Origin of the sequence: Roseovarius nubinhibens ISM, assembly GCF_000152625.1 — a bacterium.
Lineage (GTDB): Bacteria > Pseudomonadota > Alphaproteobacteria > Rhodobacterales > Rhodobacteraceae > Roseovarius > Roseovarius nubinhibens.
This window is the reverse complement of the sequence record NZ_CH724156.1, coordinates 1,521,235-1,536,641: the sequence shown is the minus strand read 5'-3', so window position 1 is coordinate 1,536,641 and position 15,407 is coordinate 1,521,235. Positions and strand designations below refer to the sequence as shown.

The window sequence follows — 15,407 nt, the reverse complement described above, 5'->3', positions numbered from 1 at the left end:
GTTACCGTCCTGCCTTGTCGCGCCATGCTTGGAATTTCACGAGGTTTTCGTCCTCGGTGCCCGGGTAGAGGCCGATGATGCCCGCGCCGTCATTGACCTGTTCGAGCACGAAATCCTCATAGGCTTCCATCTCGGTGCATTCCTCGGCGATCTCGTCGGCGAGATGCGCGGGGATGACCATGACGCCATCGCCATCGCCGAGCATCACATCGCCCGGAAAGACCGGCGCATCGCCGCAAGAAATGGGCACGTTGAGGTCAATTGCCTCATGCAGCGTCAGGTTGGTGGGGGCGGAGGGCCGGGCGAAATAGGCCGGCATGTCGAGCGCGCCGATGCCCGCCGCGTCCCGCACGCCGCCGTCAGAGACCACGCCGGCCACGCCGCGCTGTTGCAGGCGGGTGACGAGGATCGAGCCGGCGGTGGCGGCGCGGCTGTCCTTGCGCGCATCCATCACCAGCACATGGCCTTCGGGGCAGGATTCCACCGCGACGCGCTGTTTGTGGTCGCGGTCGCGGAAGACGGTGATCGGGTTGCGATCCTCGCGGGCGGGGATGTAGCGCAGGGTGTAGGCCTGGCCGACCATGGTCACCGGCTTGCGCTCGACGGGGGTGACACCCTGCACGAACTGATTGCGCAGGCCTCGTTTGTAGAGCGCCGTGGCGACGGAGGCCGTGGACACTTTGCGGAGCTTGTCGCGCGTCTCGTTGGACAGGATATAGTCGGTCATCATTTCTTCCTATGGTCTGGCGTTTTGCAGCCTTGAATAGGCCGGCTCTGCGTCCCCCTCCTCCAGCCCGTCGCCGGGGTATCCCCCAGCCCGAGCCCGGCGTCAGATCGCCAAGCCGCTCCTCCAAAAGCAATGGCTATGGGCTACACGGTCGCGGCAAATGTGTCAAGATTTGTAATTATATTGGTATGAATTCTGCCATATAAGCCAAATTAGGCAGGAATTTACCTTACTAATCCTTACAATACCGCCCGAATTCAGGGGCGGCATTGCAGGGGATTCGGTGATTTTGAAGCGACGTCGGTAACACGTCGGTATTGCGACGGTAACGCGACTGTCCGGATTTTCGGGGTCTGGGGCGTGGCGATCGGGGGTCTCACACCACCCATTCGAAGAGATAGCCCGCGGCCAGAGACCCGAGGATGGCCAGCACGAGATAGAGCAGGAAGGGTTTCAGTTTGAGCACGGGGGCGATGGCCATGGCGCCCCAGATGCTGACCACGCCGCCGGAGATCAGGAAGGCCATGGCGGCGCCTTGCGACATGCCGTTGTCGATCAGCCCGCGCGTCAGGGGCAAGGCGGCGTAGCCGTCGATATAGGCCGGGGCGCCGACGAAGACGGCGGCGGGGATGGCCCAGACGCTGTCCTCGCCGACATAGGTCGCGAGCGAGCCGGGGGTCAGCGCGGCGTTCAGGGCATATTCGGCGGCGAAGGCCGGGACCAGGCAGATCAGGATGAGCCGTGCCGTGGCCCAGAATTGTTTCGCGAAGGCGCGGCGGCGGTCCGCGCTGCGCCAGACTTTGGGTTCGAAGGCCTGGGCCTTTCCGCAGCAGCGGGCGGCGCTCAATTGCCGGGCGAGCCCGTTGTCGCGCAGCGCGGTTTGCGCCCAGGGCGCGCGGGCGAAGAGCGCGGTGATCGAGCCGCCGAAGACGCCAAGGCCAAAGGCCGCGACGGTCTTGCCGATGGCGAAGCTCAGCCCGAGGGTGGCGACCGTGGTGGCGAGCATGGCGGGGTCGGTGATCGGCGAGGAGAGCCAGAAGGCCATGATCGGCGCGAGCGGGACGCCCGCCGCCAAAAGCCCCGCCATCAGCGGCAGAACCGTGACGCCGCAGACCGGCGTGACGGCCCCGATCAGCGAGGCGACGATCACGGCGCGCAGGGTCCGGCCCTCGAAGGCGCGGGCAATGTGGCTATCAGCGCCGCTGGCGATGATCCAGGCCGCGAGGAGGATGCCGGGGAGAACGATGGGGGCCACCGCGATCAGCCCCCAAAAGACGAAGAGAGTCGCATTGGCGGCATGGGTCGGCCAGAGAAGGGCGAGGCACAGGAGCGTGGCAAGCCCGAGCCCCCAGAGGATCTGTCTCTTGCTCATGTGGCGTCGGATGTCGGTTTGATCGGTCATGCGGTGCTCCCTCTCGCTTGAATTTAGGGGGCGCGAAGTGATATGTGAAACGAATAGCTTGAATAACAGCCATCGGATTTTTGAATGGAAAAGCTGGAGAGCGATCTGCTGCGCACCTTTTTGGCCGTGGCTCAGGCGGGCAGCGTAACCGATGGGGCGCAGCGCATTCATCGGTCGCAATCGGCGACCAGCCAGCAGATCAAGCGGCTTGAGGCGATCCTTGGTCAGCCGGTGTTTGCGCGGCACGGGCGGGGGGTTGTTCTGGCCGAGGCGGGTCGCAAGCTCTTGCCGATTGCGCAGGAGGTGACGGGGCGGCTCGACGCGGCGTTGCGGGACATGTCGCAGCGGGCGGTCACCGGTAAGTTGCGGGTGGGGATTCCCGACGATCATGGGCGCGCCAAGCTGTCCCAGATCCTGTCGGCCTTTATGCGCCATCATGCGCAGGTCGAGCTTGAGGTGACCTGTGCGCTCAGCACCGAGTTTCCCGGCGCGTTGGAGAAAGGGGCGCTCGATCTCGCGATCTATGAGGTGGAGCATCCGAAGCCGCATGAAGAGCTGATCTATGCCGATCCGACCTGTTGGGTGGCCGCGTCGCATCGGGATTTTTCGGGCGAGGAGGTGTTGCCCGTCGCCCTCTTTGACCACGCCTGTTGGTGGCGGGATGTGGCGATTGCCTCGCTCGAGGCGCGGGGCAAGCCCTATCGCATCGCCTATTCCAGCCAGAGCGTCGCCGGGGTGATGGCCGCCGTCGATGCGGGGATGGCGGTGGGGCTCTTGGGGCGCTCGTCGCTGCATCCGGGGCTGACCGTGGCGGGCGAGCGCCTCGGCTTTGGCGCGACCCCGGCGTCGAAGCTGGTCGTCGCCACCGGCGGGGCGCAGGAGAGCGCGCCGCAGGCGGTGATGAAAGAGGCGATCCGCCGCGCGTTTCTGCCGGGGGTTTAGACTGTTGGGGCCTAGCCTTTCGGCGGGGTGGGATTGGCCTCGAGATTGATGCTCGGGCGGATCTTGTTCATCGGGATCGAGCTGCCATCGGGCTGGACCATGCGGACATGGCGGCGGCGCATGAGGCGCGGTTCGGTCACGCCGACGGAATGGGCGATGGTTTCGACCTCGGCGACGATCTGGGCGGCGTAGCGGGCGACCTTGAGATATTTGTCCTCGACCACGAGACCGGCCTGCAGCCGCCGGTCATGGGTGGTGATGCCGGTGGGGCAGGTGTTCTTGTTGCATTTGAGGGCCTGAATGCAGCCGAGCGAGAACATGAAGCCGCGCGCCGAGGTGACGAAATCGGCCCCGGCGCAGATCGCCCAGGCGACATCGCCGGGGTTGATCAGCTTGCCGCTGGCGATGATGCGGATCCGCTCCTTGAGCCCGTGGCGGTCGCGCATGTCGACCATGCGCGGCAAGGCCTCGCGCAGCGGCATGCCGACCAGATCCATCAGCGGCATGGGCGCGGCGCCGGTGCCGCCATCGCCGCCGTCGACGGTGATGAAATCCGGGGCGCTTTCGATGCCGCGGGCGAGGATCAGCTCAAAGAATTGCCCCCAATCGTCGGAAGAGCCGATCACCGTTTTGAACCCCACCGGTTTGCCGGTGACCCGGCGGATGCGGTCGATCATGTCGAGCAGTTCGGCATAATCGGCGACCTCGACATGGCGGTTGGGCGAAATGCTCGGCTCGCCCACGGGGATGCCGCGAATGGCGGCGATCTCGGGCGTGACCTTGGTGCCGGGCAGGATGCCGCCCTTGCCGGGTTTGGCGCCTTGGGCGAGCTTGAGCTCGAACATGCGGACATGGGGGTTGTCGCCGATTTCGCGCAGGCGCTCGTCATCCATGCCGCCCAGATGATCGCGGACCCCGTATTTGGCGGTGCCGATCTGAAAGACGATGTCGCAGCCGCCGGTGAGGTGATGGGGCGAAAGACCGCCCTCGCCCGTGTTGAGCCAGATGCCCGCCTTGGCGGCGCCGCGGCTCAGCGCCTCGACCGCCGGGCGCGACAGGGCGCCATAGCTCATGCCGGAAATGTTGAAGATGGATTTGGCTGTATAGGGGATGGCGGCATAGGGGCCGATCTGCATCGGTTCGGTCTGGGTGTATTCATCCGAGAGCGGCGGGAAGGAGGCGGGCACGAAGATCGGGGTGCCGGGGACGGTCAGGCTCCGGGTGGAGCCGAAGGCCACCATGTTGCCATGGCCATGGGCTGCCTCCTTGACCCAGTCGCGCTGGGCCCGGTTGAAGGGCATTTCCTCGCGGTCCATGGCAAAGAAATACTGACGGAAGAATTCGCCCAGCGTGGTGAAGAGATGGCGAAAGCGGCCGATGACCGGGTAGTTGCGCCGGATGGCGTCGCCGGTCTGGACCTTGTCGACGACAAAGAAGACCAGCGCCAGAAGGCAAAGCGCCAGCACCGACAGGATCACTATCAGCGCCAGCAATTGAAACGCGTTCATCGCAAAATTCACGGTCATCCCCCACACACGGTCACGTCTGGCCTTAGGGTGCGATACTCACGCTGATTTGGCCAGCGGCTTTGGTGCCGGACCCCGGGTTTTGCCTAGCGTTTGTGGATCACCGCGACCTGATCCTTGCGGTTCTTCTGATAGCGCACGGGGAAAACGATACAGGCCGACATATCGGGGATGAAGGCGTTGAAGGCCTCGGCGGTGGCCGGGTCGGAATGGCTAAACTCGCGGTTGTCGATGAAGGAGCGGAAGAGCTCGGCGGTGGTGGTGATGCCGGGCTTTTCATAGGTGTCGGGCTGCCAGCGGAGGTCTTCGATCAGGTAGATGCCGCCGGATTTGAGCCGGGGGAAGATTTCGAGAAAGGCGTTCTGCTGGTGGTGCGAGGCATGGCTCGCATCGTCGAGCACAACGTCGAGACCGCCGGGGATTTCCGACACGGCGCGGGTGATTTCCGCCCGGTCATCCATGTCGCAGCGGTGAAAGGCAAAGCGGTCGTGTTTGAACCAGGAGAAATCCGACACGTCGAGCCCGTGGATATTGGCCTTGGTGAAATATTCGAGCCACATGCGGATCGAGGGGAGATCCTCGGTCTTGCGGTCCTTGTCGATGCCATGTTCCGGCCCGCCAATCAGCAGACCCATCTCGAGAAAGGTGATCTTGCGATGGCGGTAGGGGTTCAAGAGCAGATGATAGAGCTCGGTATAGCGGTGTTTGATACTGCCCTTGTCCGAGCCATAGCGGTCGGCAAGATCGGTCAGATTCAGGGTGGAGGTGACGGGCATGTCTCTCTTTCTACTCTTCAGTCCGCGTCCACCGTGTCCGCTTCCTTGACGGGAATCGGCGCGGCGCGGGGGTCGATCTTGTGCTTTTGGCAAAGCTCGTGGACATAGCCGCCCTCGTCGGGGAGCCCGCCCTCGCGGCTGGCGAGAAAGGCGCGGATGCGACGGCCATAGAGATGCACCGAGAGCGTGTTCTCGGTGATGTATTTGTCGATCGCGCGGCGGCGGCGGCCGTTGACCATGAGACGGCGGTGCGCATAGGGCACCGGGTAGAGCACTTCGCAGGGGAAGGCGTATTTGTCTTCGCCGGTCTTGTGGAGATAGGCGGTGACCGCATGCGGGCCCCAGACGCCCCAGTTCAGCTCGCTGACATGGGTGGGCGTGCCGGCGTCGATCCGCGCCTGCAGATTGCCGCGCACCCGGTCGCCATACCAGAAGGGGATGCCATATTCATCCTTGGTCATCTCGAGCAGACCGGCGAGCGCCTCGCTGTCCTTGGGCAGGCCGAGCACACCGCCGTTGATGTGATGGTCGCTCTCCCAGCCGAAGAAATGGCCGGTCTTCGACGTGAAGGGGCGCATGCAATAGGCGTCGGTGTCGGCCCAGATGGTTTTGTCGAGCTTGGTCAGCAGGTGATAGCGGAACACATCCGAGAAGAGCGCCATGCTGCCGGTGCGGCCATGGGCGATGAATTCGTCGCGGTCGAGGATTTCGCTGCCATGGCGCATGTCGACCCCGTCGGGGACATTGGTCACCTCGCCGTAATGGTAGAGGGTGACGTCATGGCCGTTGTCGAGAAAGGACTGTATGCACAGCTGTTCGACATAGCTCAGCGGGCCTTCGACCCACAGCATTGCGATATGGTAACGATCACTCATTTTACTGCTCCTGCATCTGCGTTGCCTGATGGCGTTTTGCTCTTGGCCTGTCAGATGTCGTTTTCACAAGCCTATGAAGGCCCCGAATCCAAGTCAATCAACGGTTTCAGTCGGGGTTCAGAAAGGTCACTTTCATGGTGTTTTTGATGGTCTCGATGTCACTGTCGTAAAGGCGCGTGAGATGCGCGCGTTCGGCGGGCTCCCACGGGTCATAGCCGGGGTAGTCGGGGCCGCGCGGGTATTTTTCCTGGATCTCGACGCGCCGTGCGAGCGCCGCGGTGCCGCCCGAGCGTTCGATTTCCATCAAGAGCTCCTGCACGGCGCGGTGGCTCGCCGAGGGGCGGCCGCGCTGGCGTTTCGGTTCGGCCATGGTGGCGACGTCGAAATCGGGGCCGCAGAGATTGCCGATGATCCGGTTGGAGAGCTTGCCGAAATCCTCGTGCCGCCAGAGGATCAGCTCGGCCCCGGCGAAGGCCTTTTGCACGATGGCGATGAAGCGGACCCAGCTTGGCACTTTGGAGAGCACCTGACGTTTCATCTGGGCCTCGGGAAAGACCTTGTCGCCGGTGGCCGAGCGCAGGAATTCGACATAGGTCGAGGCGAAGAAATCCGCGTAGTTGCGGATCGCCAGATGGACCTCGGTCACCGGGTAGGGGATGAACTGGGCAAAGATCGGAATGAGCGTCGCGCGTCTTTGGTAGAGCTTGCCCGAGCGCACGCAATGGCCCGAATGGCCGGGCATGTTCTCATCCGAGAGGATGATCCGCTGGCCGGGTTCGGCGCCGATGCTGCCGAAGAAATCGCGGGCGAGCTTGTCGAGCTCTTCGGCGGTGATCTTGGTCTTGTAGTCGAGGCCGATCTTTTCATAGCCGTGCAGCTGGCTCGGGAAGGTGTATTCCTTGCGCACTTGCCGGTGGTTCAGATAGTGCAGCCCCTGTTTGCGCATCCGGCCCGCGTTGCGCTGCAACCGGCCCTGAATAAAGCTGGTGGCGGTTTTATGCACACCGCCATGGACCACCACATAGGGAAGATCGCCAGTCAATTCGGGCATCAGGCCGGGCTATGGGCCGCATCCGCCGGGGTCGGCGCGTCTGCGTCGCCGCCCGGTTCGGGCGCGGCGTTGATGGTGATGATCCGGTCGCGGAACGCATCCCAGCCGTCGCGCTTGCGCAGCTCGGCGATCTTGTCGCGATGCCAGGCGCAGGCGGTTTCATGCAGCTGCGCGAGTTCCTTGTCCTTCATCAGCCGGGCGAATTCCTTTTTCAGAGCGGGAAGCTGCGCGCGCAGCGACACGTCCTGCACCGTATTGAAGTTCATGTTTTCCCAATAGGTCACGCCTTGGTCGTCATTGACGTGATTGGTGCGGCCCCGGTCCCGTTTGACCAGAAAGCTGTCGACCGAGCGCACGGCGTAATGGTGGAGCCGCGCGAAATCATGGCTAAAGCCGCCATGGGCCTTCCAGCCGGCGTCGAGATAGCCATCGGCCATCGGCTTGCCGCCGCCATCGACCCAGGCCACATCGCCCCGGTCGAGGTGATAGGCCGGGCGGTGGATCTTGAGCCGGTCGAAGCGTTCGGTGTTGCGGGCCAGGGTTTTCATGCCGAGGGCGCGGTAGTTGGGAAATTCGAACTCGTCACAGCAGCGGTCGAATTGATCGATCACAAAGCCTTCTTCATAGGTGACGCGGCCGCTGTTGCCGAAGAGTTTCCAGCAGATCGAGATGCCGTCGGCATCGCCCACGGCGGCAAAGAGATCGTCGAGACGGCCCTTGCCGACCCGGATGTTGAGAAATTCGTCGCAATCCGCGCAGATCAGCCAATCGGCGTTTTGGTAGATGTCTTCGCTCTGCGCCGCCCGGAGCGCGCTGCGCTGCGGGCTGCCGCCCTTTTTGAAAGGGTTTAGCCGATGCTGGGCCAGCCCCATGTCTTGCAGCCGCTGGGCGATGGCGTCGGTGCCGTCGTCGCAATCATTGGTGTAGATCAGGAAATCGGTGAAGCCGATGGCGCGGTTGAAGGCCACCCATTCGAGCATGAACGGGCCTTCGTTCTTCATCGTGGTGACGATGAGGCGGCTGCCCTTGCCCTGTTTGGCGGGGGCTTTGCCACCTGCGTTCAGCGGCGCGATGATGCGGCAATTGTGATCGGGCTTTTGCTTGGGCTCGGCTTGGGCCGGGGCGCTGCGCTGTGCGGGCGGGGCCGCGGGTGCCTTGGCGGCGGCTGTGTCTGTGGCGGGGGGGACGGCGGTCCCGGCCAGCTGCGCGGCCTCTTCTTCCTTGCGCTTCTTGCGGCGCAGGCGGCGGCGGAACGTCTTGTCGAAGTGGATGGCCAGCTCTTCCCGGCCGGTTTCGCGGAAATAGCCGGAGACCGAGCCGCGATACCACGGCAGGTTGCGCCGTTTGCGGTAGAGCCGGTAGAATTCACGCTCTTCCAGCTCGTCAAAGATGGCGTGGCGCATCACCGGTTTGAGCGCGTCGATCTTGCGCAGGAAGACGGCAGTCTTATGGCTCGAGAACCAGCATTTGTAGATGTGGATATTGTCGCCTGAGAGGCGGTCGACATGCTGTTGATCAAGCTCGTGATAGGGGTCGTAGAAGACGTTGACCCGGCCCGCCGTGGCGGTCAGTTCGGCCGCATCGGCGAGCGGTAGGGTCCAGTCCTGACGACGGCCGTTTTCATAGCGGGTTTCCCACGGCACGAGTTCGGGGTTGAGCGTCGATTGGGGGTTGATCGCGATGACATGGGCGCCGGGGATCAGCGAGGAAAAGACCAGCGCGGCATAGCCGCCCATCGAGACCCCGGCCAGCACCACCCGTTCGTAGCCGTCGAAAAACCCGTCGCGGGCCAGCGATGTGAACCGGTTGATCAGCGCCTCGTCGCGATACCAGTCCGAGACATGCGCCATGACGCCGAGATGCGAGAGCCCCTCGTCGCTGGCGAATTTGAACCCCCAAGGTTCGCGTTCGGGGCTTTCGTCGCCGACATTGGAGAGATTGTCGAAGGTGATCAAAAGCCGATCGCTCGGCCGTTTGACGAAGAGCAGGCTGTTGCGCAGGTTCTTTTCCAAGAACCCCTCGCCGCTGGCGCCCGGGCGGATATCGTCCAGCCAACGGGGCGGTTTGGGGGCTTCGTCTGCTACATCTGACGTCATATTGGAACGGCCTGCTCTTGATACACTGCTGCGCGTTTCGCGCTTTTCTTTGGGGTCAGTATAGGATTGCGCGCTTCCTTCACGCAACAGACTAGGCCGAAGGAGATTATTCTTTGGTTACTGTGTGTAGAAAATACCGCGCCGCGAGGGCCCGTGCGGCGCGCCCGTCGGTGACCAGAAGGCCGAGGGCGATCACCGCAAAGCCGATCCAGGCCGAGGCGGGCAGGGCTTCGCCCAGCACCAGCCAGCCGAGGAAGATGGCAAAGGGCGGGATGAGCAGGGTCACCAAGGTCAGGTTGGCCGCCCCCGCCCGGCGCAGGATGGCGAAATAGAGCAGATAGGCGAGCACGGTGGAGAGCAGCGACAGCCCCGCCAGCGCAGCCCATGTGACAGGCGCGAGGCCGAGATCGGGCAGCCCGTCGGACCAGAGCGCCGCCGGGATCATCAGGACCGTGCTGCCCGCGATCATGCCGAAAGCGTTGACCAGAGGCGGCTGATCCCCGAGGCGGACGCGGGCCCAGACGCTCGCCAGCGCATAGGAGAGCGCAGCGGCGAGCACCGCGAGCTGGGCCAGGTTGCGCAGCGACAGCGTGCCGAGCGCATCGGCGCCGACCACCACCGCGACGCCCAAGACGCCGAGCGCCGCGCCGATGAGTTTGCGCGGCAAGAGCGGCTCGTCGCGCAGCAATAGCCCGGCGACCACCGCGCCAAAGACCGCCGTGGTAGCGTTGAGGATCGAGGCGAGCCCGCCTTCGAGCGCGGTCTGCCCCCAGAAGATCAGGGTGAAGGGGATGGCGTTGTTGAGCGCGCCCATGACCAGATAGCTGCCCCAGATGCGCCAGCCGCGCGGCAGGGCCAGCCGCTTGAGCCGGACCAGCACAAAGAGCAGCGGCGCGGCCCAGCCGACACGGTGCAGGGTAATGGTCATGGGGCCAAGTTCGCGCAGGGCGATCTCGGCAAAGACAAAGCTGCCACCCCAGACGGCGGCAAGGCCCAAGAGCATCGCGGCGGCGGTGAGATCAATTCGGGGGGTGGCCATCGGTGTCATGGCAGTGGTCTAGCCCAAGCCCCCTGCCCCGGCGACCCGATTCCTGCGGTTTGGCAATCAGGCGTCGAGAACCCGCGCCTCGTCCACCAAGAGCACCGGGATGCCGTTGCGGATCGGGTAGGCAAGGCCGGATTGACGGCTGATCAGTTCCTGCGCCTCGGCGTCATATTCAAGGACGGCATGGCTGCGCGGGCAGATCAGCGCCTCGAGCATGCGGCGGTCGAAACTGTCGGGGGTGGTGTCATCGGTCATTGCAACATCTCGTCATTGGAGCCGCCACGCAGCGTGAATTCCATCAAGGTGACCAAGGTTTCGCGCCGGGTCGAGAGCGACGGCGCCTCGAGCAGCGCCTGTTTGTCCTCGGGATCAAAGCCGAGCAGCATCGAGAGCGAGTTGATCAACAGCTCGTCATCGGCCTCTTTGAGAGAATCCCAGTCGGTCTGCAGCTCTTCGGCGGCGAAGAATTGCGACAGCAGGTTGAGAAAGCTCGCGCGGTCAAATTCGGGGTCGGTTTCGGTCGGGCCGAGATCGCGGCCAAAGCCCTCCCAGCTCACCTTGGCGCGGCGGTAGGGGGTAAAGCCCTCGACCTCTTCGATCAGGCGAAAGCGCGACAGGCCCGCCAGCGTGATCATATAGCGCCCGTCCTCGGTTTCCGAGAATTGCGTGACCCGGCCAACGCAGCCGATCCGTTGCAGCGCGGGCGGCGTGTCAGTGGCCTCTGCCTCCGCCCCGTCGGCGCGTGGCTGCGGCTGGGGCTGGATCATGCCGATAAGACGGCCCGGCGTTTTCAGGCAATCGTCGAGCATCTGCAGATAGCGCGGCTCGAACAGATGCAGGGGCAGCCGGGCGCGCGGCAACAGCAGCGCCCCCGGAAGCGGAAAGACCGGGATCACTTCGGGAAGGTCTGGGTTCTGGATCATACCGATGGACCTAGCCCGAACCGGGGCTCAGGCAAATATCATCGAGCTCAGTTTCCGACGACCATTGAGCACCACCGGATCGTTGGGCTTGAGCGCGTCGAAAATGGTGAAGAGCTGCTGTTTCGCGGCGCCGTCATTCCATTCGCGGTCGCGGCGGAACAGGGTCAGAAGTTCCTCGACGGCGGCCTCGGCATCGCCGGAGGCATGCAGCGCCTGGGCGAGATCGAACCGGGCCTGATTGTCCTCGGGGTTGGCCTCGACCGCGGCGCGCAGCTCGGCCACGGGGCCCGCGTCGGCGGCCTGGCGCAAGAGGGCGAGCTGGGCATGGGCGGCCTCGATCTCGGGGCTGTTGCTCAGCTCGGCGGGGACGCCGTTGAGCACCGCCTCGGCCTGATCGGCATCGTCGAGCGCGATATAGGCGCGGGCCATGCCACCGTAGGCGGCGGCGTTTTGCGGATCTTCTTCGAGAATGGCGGCAAAGGTCTGGGCCGCGTCGCTGGCTGCCCCGGCGTCGAGCATCTCTTCGGCGGCGGCGATGGCGTCATCGAGCCCGCCGCTGGCATCGCCACCGGCGGTTTTCACCACACGTTCGACGAAAGCGTCGATTTCGGAGGGCGGCACCGCGCCTTGGAAGCCGTCGACCGGCTGGCCCTGCCAGAAGGCATAGACGGTGGGGATCGATTGCACCCGGAGCTGACCGGCGATCATCTGGTTTTCGTCGACATTGACCTTGGCCATGCGGACCGCGCCGCGCGCCTTTGTCACCGCCGCCTCGAGCGCCGGGCCGAGCGTCTTGCAAGGGCCACACCAGGGCGCCCAGAAATCGACGATGACGGGGACGGTCTGCGACATCTCGACGACTTCGGCCATGAAATCGGCCTCGGAGACGTCCTTGATCAGATCATCCGCGGGAGGGGTTGTGCCAAGTTCGATCATATCATGCCTCTTGCCTTGGGTGGCTGTCGCGTTTGGTGACTACATGGCGCAGCGCCCCCTTGGTTGCAAGGGGCGCGGGCCGACAGGCTTGGGCCTCAGAGGTCGAAATGGGCGAAGACCGGGGCGTGATCCGACGGTTTTTCCCAGCCGCGTGCATCGCGGAGCACCCGGCTCGAATGGGCGGCGTTGCGGATGTCGGGGGTGGCCCAGACGTGATCGAGGCGGCGGCCCTTGTCGGCCACGTCCCAATCGCGGGCGCGGTAGCTCCACCAGCTGTAGAGCAGGCCCTCGGGGATGTCGGCGCGGGTCACGTCGGACCATTGGCCCGCGTCCATCACCTCGTTGAAATGTTCGACCTCGACGGGGGTGTGGCTCACCACTTTGAGCAGTTGCTTGTGATTCCAGACGTCATCTTCGCGCGGGGCGATGTTGAGATCGCCGACGAGAATGGATTTCTCGGGGCGCTCGGCGTGGAACCAGTCGCGCATCTCGGTGAGATAGTCGAGCTTCTGGCCGAATTTCTCGTTCACCGCGCGGTCGGGCACATCGCCACCGGCGGGGACGTAGAAATTATGGATGGTGACCCCGTTTTCGAGCCGGCCCGCGACATGGCGGGCATGCCCCAGCGCGGCGAAATCGCGGTCGCCCACATCCTCGATCGGCAGTTTCGACAGGATCGCCACGCCGTTATAGCCCTTTTGGCCGCGGGCGATCATGTGGTGATAGCCGAGTTCCTGAAAGGCGGCGGTGGGGATTTTCTCGACCGGGCTTTTGCATTCCTGCAGGCAGAGCACATCGGGCCCTTCTTCGGCCAGCAATTTGCAAACGATCGGCTCGCGCAGGCGGACAGAGTTGATGTTCCAGGTGGCGAGCGAAAAGGACATGGGCAGGTCTCGTGCTTGGGATCAGTCGGGCTGGGTCGTGTCAGCGTCGGAGATGCCAGCCGCGAAATCAAAGGACAAGGCGACGCCGTGCGGCACCTTATCAAAGGTCAGCACGGTGTCCAGTTGCGCACAGGCCAGTTCGACGATCTGCATGCCAAGCCCGCCCGGCCCCTTGTCGTCATCCATGCCGATGCCCTTGTCCGAGATCCGCACCCAGACGCGGCCCGAGGGGGCAGGCCCGGCCTCGATGCGCACGGCGCCGGAGGTGCCTTCGGGAAAGCCGTGTTTGACCGAATTGCTGAAGAATTCATTGATCAAGAGGCCCAGCGAGGCGGCCTGCTGTGAGCCGATGCTGACCGGGCCAATCTCGGTTTCGATGGCGATGGTGTCGGGGGCGAATTCGCGGAAACTATGGGCGAGGTTTTCGACATATTCGGCGAGGTCGATTTCAGAGCCGCTGCCGCTTCGGTAGAGCTGTTCGTGGACGCGGGCGACGCTTTCGATACGGCCGCGCATTTCGTCGATGGCCTGACGGGCGTGATCATTGGGGGCGGCGCGCGAGGAAATCCGCGCCAGCGCGCCGATGGATTGCAGCGAGTTCTTGACCCGGTGATCGACCTCGCGGCGCAGCATGTCGGCCTCGCGCAGGGATTTGCGCAGGTTGAGTTGGGCCATGACCTGATTGGCGAGGACGCGCAGGGCGGTGATCTGGGCCTCGGTCAGGGTCCGCGGGCTATTGTCGAGCACGCAGAGCGTGCCGAGCGGCAGCCCGTCCTTGGATTTGAGCAGGGCACCGGCGTAGAAGCGCAGCCCCGGCTCGTCGAGGCAGAGCGGATTGTCCTGCATCCGGGGATCTTCGAGCGTGTTGGGGATCAGCACGAAATCCTCTTCGAGGATGACATGGGAACAGATCGAGGTGTCGATCGGCGTTTCGCGCACGCCAAGCCCGACCTCGGCCTTGAACCACTGCCGGTCGGCGTCGATGAAGTTGATCACCGAGATCGGCACGTCGCAGATCTGGGCTGCGAGGGCGACGACCTCGTCGAAATCTTCTTCGCGGGCGGTATCGAGAATGCCATAGCTTCTCAGAGCGGCCAGACGTTCCGCCTGACGCGGATGACACTGTGCTTTCATTGATATTTCCCCGGTGCGTGACCGTGCGGACAATATAGAACCATGGTCTCCCCTACAAACGATCATTCCCCCAAAAGCACACGAATATTCATGCGCTTAACCGCATGTAAGGACCGGGTAATTATGTAGAACGCAAAAGGGCGGGAAAGGTTCCCGCCCGCGTGTGATTTTTTTACGTTTGCCGGTGCGGGGCCGGTCAGCCCGTCACATCAACAGGCGATAGCCGCCCGATTCGGTGACCAGAAGCCGCGCGTTGGAGGGATCGGGTTCGATCTTTTGGCGCAGGCGGTAGATATGGGTTTCGAGCGTATGGGTGGTGACGCCGGCGTTGTAACCCCAGACCTCATGCAAGAGCACATCGCGGGCCACCACGCCATCGGGGGCACGGTAGAGGAATTTGAGGATGTTGGTTTCCTTCTCGGTGAGGCGGATCTTGCGATCGTCCTCGTCGACCAGCATCTTGACCGCCGGGCGGAAGGTATAGGGCCCGAGCTGAAACACGGCGTCCTCGGATTGTTCATGCTGGCGCAGCTGGGCGCGGAGCCGGGCGAGGAGCACCGGGAATTTGAACGGTTTCGAGACGTAATCATTGGCGCCCGCATCGAGGCCAAGGATCGTGTCGGCATCGCCATCGTGACCGGTCAGCATGACGATGGGGCTTTTGACGCCCTGTTTGCGCATCAGGCGGCACAGCTCGCGGCCATCGGTGTCGGGCAAGCCGACATCGAGGATCACCAGATCGAAAATCCCCTCTTTCACCCGGCTCAGCGCCTCGGAGCCGTTGCCGGCCTCGAACACGTCGAAATCTTCGGTCATCACGAGCTGTTCGCTCAGCGCTTCGCGCAGGTCCTCGTCATCGTCGACAAGCAGAATTTTCTTGAGCTGTCCCATCCGTATGTCCCATCTGTTGTGTTTGGCCCGTTGTTTATTGCGCGGGCCGCATCCGTTACACCACAGATGGGACCAGCCCCCGCCGGGAGCAAGTTCTGCTACAAAGAGTTCACGGGCAAGTGTAACCTAAGCGTGTTTTGTTTCATTCTGCCGAGCGATAGCGTATCGCTGCCTCAGATGATGACGAGACCTACAGGAT

The 15,407-nt window shown here is 63.7% G+C and carries 15 protein-coding genes; 1 reads left to right on the top strand and 14 read right to left on the bottom strand.

Annotated elements, in window-relative coordinates; genetic code table 11:
- Nucleotide 1 precedes the first annotated feature (1 nt).
- Both ISM_RS07435 and ISM_RS07430 read right to left on the bottom strand, forming a co-directional pair.
- The gene (locus tag ISM_RS07435; RefSeq protein WP_040618381.1) at nt 2–727 is read right to left on the bottom strand and encodes a ribonuclease activity regulator RraA; all 726 of its coding nucleotides are present in this window, start codon (nt 725–727) and stop codon (nt 2–4) included.
- Between the two features lie 376 nt (nt 728–1,103).
- Nucleotides 1,104–2,129: a permease gene (locus tag ISM_RS07430; protein WP_009813520.1), complete on the bottom strand. Its 1,026-nt coding sequence runs from the start codon at nt 2,127–2,129 to the stop codon at nt 1,104–1,106.
- An 84-nt stretch (nt 2,130–2,213) separates the two neighbouring features.
- Between ISM_RS07430 and ISM_RS07425 the strand changes: the two genes are divergently transcribed.
- Nucleotides 2,214–3,071, top strand: a complete 858-nt coding sequence (locus tag ISM_RS07425; RefSeq protein WP_009813519.1) for a LysR substrate-binding domain-containing protein — start codon at nt 2,214–2,216, stop codon at nt 3,069–3,071.
- An 11-nt stretch (nt 3,072–3,082) separates the two neighbouring features.
- Here the strand turns inward: ISM_RS07425 and ISM_RS07420 are convergent, their stop codons facing one another.
- From ISM_RS07420 to ISM_RS07365, 12 genes are all read right to left on the bottom strand, one after another.
- Nucleotides 3,083–4,597, bottom strand: coding sequence for an FMN-binding glutamate synthase family protein (locus ISM_RS07420; RefSeq protein ID WP_009813518.1), 1,515 nt, complete (start codon nt 4,595–4,597; stop codon nt 3,083–3,085).
- 86 nt (nt 4,598–4,683) lie between these two features.
- Nucleotides 4,684–5,373 (bottom strand): class I SAM-dependent methyltransferase, encoded by a 690-nt coding sequence (locus ISM_RS07415; RefSeq protein WP_009813517.1) that lies wholly within the window; start codon nt 5,371–5,373, stop codon nt 4,684–4,686.
- Nucleotides 5,374–5,390: 17 nt separating this feature from the next.
- Complete coding sequence (locus ISM_RS07410) at nt 5,391–6,248, bottom strand: hypothetical protein (protein WP_040617938.1); 858 nt, start codon at nt 6,246–6,248, stop codon at nt 5,391–5,393.
- Between the two features lie 106 nt (nt 6,249–6,354).
- Nucleotides 6,355–7,299, bottom strand: a complete 945-nt coding sequence (locus ISM_RS07405; RefSeq protein WP_009813515.1) for a hypothetical protein — start codon at nt 7,297–7,299, stop codon at nt 6,355–6,357.
- A complete protein-coding gene (locus ISM_RS18395) occupies nt 7,299–9,395 on the bottom strand; it encodes a glycosyltransferase family 2 protein (RefSeq protein WP_009813514.1) in 2,097 nt (698 codons plus the stop codon). The genes ISM_RS07405 and ISM_RS18395 overlap by 1 nt, the downstream gene beginning before the upstream one ends.
- 106 nt (nt 9,396–9,501) lie before the next feature.
- Nucleotides 9,502–10,434, bottom strand: a complete 933-nt coding sequence (locus tag ISM_RS07395) for a DMT family transporter (protein WP_009813513.1) — start codon at nt 10,432–10,434, stop codon at nt 9,502–9,504.
- Nucleotides 10,435–10,500: 66 nt separating this feature from the next.
- Nucleotides 10,501–10,695, bottom strand: a complete 195-nt coding sequence (locus tag ISM_RS07390; protein WP_009813512.1) for a Trm112 family protein — start codon at nt 10,693–10,695, stop codon at nt 10,501–10,503.
- Nucleotides 10,692–11,363 (bottom strand): LON peptidase substrate-binding domain-containing protein, encoded by a 672-nt coding sequence (locus ISM_RS07385; RefSeq protein WP_009813511.1) that lies wholly within the window; start codon nt 11,361–11,363, stop codon nt 10,692–10,694. Before ISM_RS07385 ends, ISM_RS07390 begins: the two co-directional genes overlap by 4 nt.
- A 27-nt stretch (nt 11,364–11,390) precedes the next feature.
- Nucleotides 11,391–12,299 carry a thioredoxin family protein gene (locus ISM_RS07380; RefSeq protein ID WP_009813510.1) on the bottom strand — a complete coding sequence of 303 codons (909 nt, stop codon included), beginning with the start codon at nt 12,297–12,299 and terminating at the stop codon, nt 11,391–11,393.
- 95 nt (nt 12,300–12,394) lie between these two features.
- Entirely contained in the window at nt 12,395–13,183 is a 789-nt protein-coding gene (locus ISM_RS07375; RefSeq protein ID WP_009813509.1) for an exodeoxyribonuclease III, read from the bottom strand.
- A gap of 21 nt (nt 13,184–13,204) precedes the next feature.
- On the bottom strand, nt 13,205–14,317 hold the full coding sequence (locus ISM_RS07370) for a sensor histidine kinase (protein ID WP_009813508.1): 1,113 nt from the start codon (nt 14,315–14,317) through the stop codon (nt 13,205–13,207).
- Between the two features lie 204 nt (nt 14,318–14,521).
- On the bottom strand, nt 14,522–15,208 hold the full coding sequence (locus ISM_RS07365) for a response regulator transcription factor (RefSeq protein WP_009813507.1): 687 nt from the start codon (nt 15,206–15,208) through the stop codon (nt 14,522–14,524).
- Between the last annotated feature and the right edge of the window lie 199 nt (nt 15,209–15,407).

Excerpts from the sequence above, each read along its gene's own strand:
- ISM_RS07415 (WP_009813517.1), bottom strand. The coding sequence starts at position 5,373 with ATGCCCGTCACCTCCACCCTGAATCTGACCGATCTTGCCGACCGCTAT.
- ISM_RS07430 (WP_009813520.1), bottom strand. The coding sequence starts at position 2,129 with ATGACCGATCAAACCGACATCCGACGCCACATGAGCAAGAGACAGATC.
- ISM_RS07420 (WP_009813518.1), bottom strand. The coding sequence starts at position 4,597 with ATGACCGTGAATTTTGCGATGAACGCGTTTCAATTGCTGGCGCTGATA.
- ISM_RS07435 (WP_040618381.1), bottom strand. The coding sequence starts at position 727 with ATGACCGACTATATCCTGTCCAACGAGACGCGCGACAAGCTCCGCAAA.
- ISM_RS07380 (WP_009813510.1), bottom strand. The coding sequence starts at position 12,299 with ATGATCGAACTTGGCACAACCCCTCCCGCGGATGATCTGATCAAGGAC.
- ISM_RS07395 (WP_009813513.1), bottom strand. The coding sequence starts at position 10,434 with ATGGCCACCCCCCGAATTGATCTCACCGCCGCCGCGATGCTCTTGGGC.
- ISM_RS07385 (WP_009813511.1), bottom strand. The coding sequence starts at position 11,363 with ATGATCCAGAACCCAGACCTTCCCGAAGTGATCCCGGTCTTTCCGCTT.
- ISM_RS07425 (WP_009813519.1), top strand. The coding sequence starts at position 2,214 with ATGGAAAAGCTGGAGAGCGATCTGCTGCGCACCTTTTTGGCCGTGGCT.
- ISM_RS07365 (WP_009813507.1), bottom strand. The coding sequence starts at position 15,208 with ATGGGACAGCTCAAGAAAATTCTGCTTGTCGACGATGACGAGGACCTG.
- ISM_RS18395 (WP_009813514.1), bottom strand. The coding sequence starts at position 9,395 with ATGACGTCAGATGTAGCAGACGAAGCCCCCAAACCGCCCCGTTGGCTG.
- ISM_RS07370 (WP_009813508.1), bottom strand. The coding sequence starts at position 14,317 with ATGAAAGCACAGTGTCATCCGCGTCAGGCGGAACGTCTGGCCGCTCTG.
- ISM_RS07410 (WP_040617938.1), bottom strand. The coding sequence starts at position 6,248 with ATGAGTGATCGTTACCATATCGCAATGCTGTGGGTCGAAGGCCCGCTG.
- ISM_RS07390 (WP_009813512.1), bottom strand. The coding sequence starts at position 10,695 with ATGACCGATGACACCACCCCCGACAGTTTCGACCGCCGCATGCTCGAG.
- ISM_RS07375 (WP_009813509.1), bottom strand. The coding sequence starts at position 13,183 with ATGTCCTTTTCGCTCGCCACCTGGAACATCAACTCTGTCCGCCTGCGC.
- ISM_RS07405 (WP_009813515.1), bottom strand. The coding sequence starts at position 7,299 with ATGCCCGAATTGACTGGCGATCTTCCCTATGTGGTGGTCCATGGCGGT.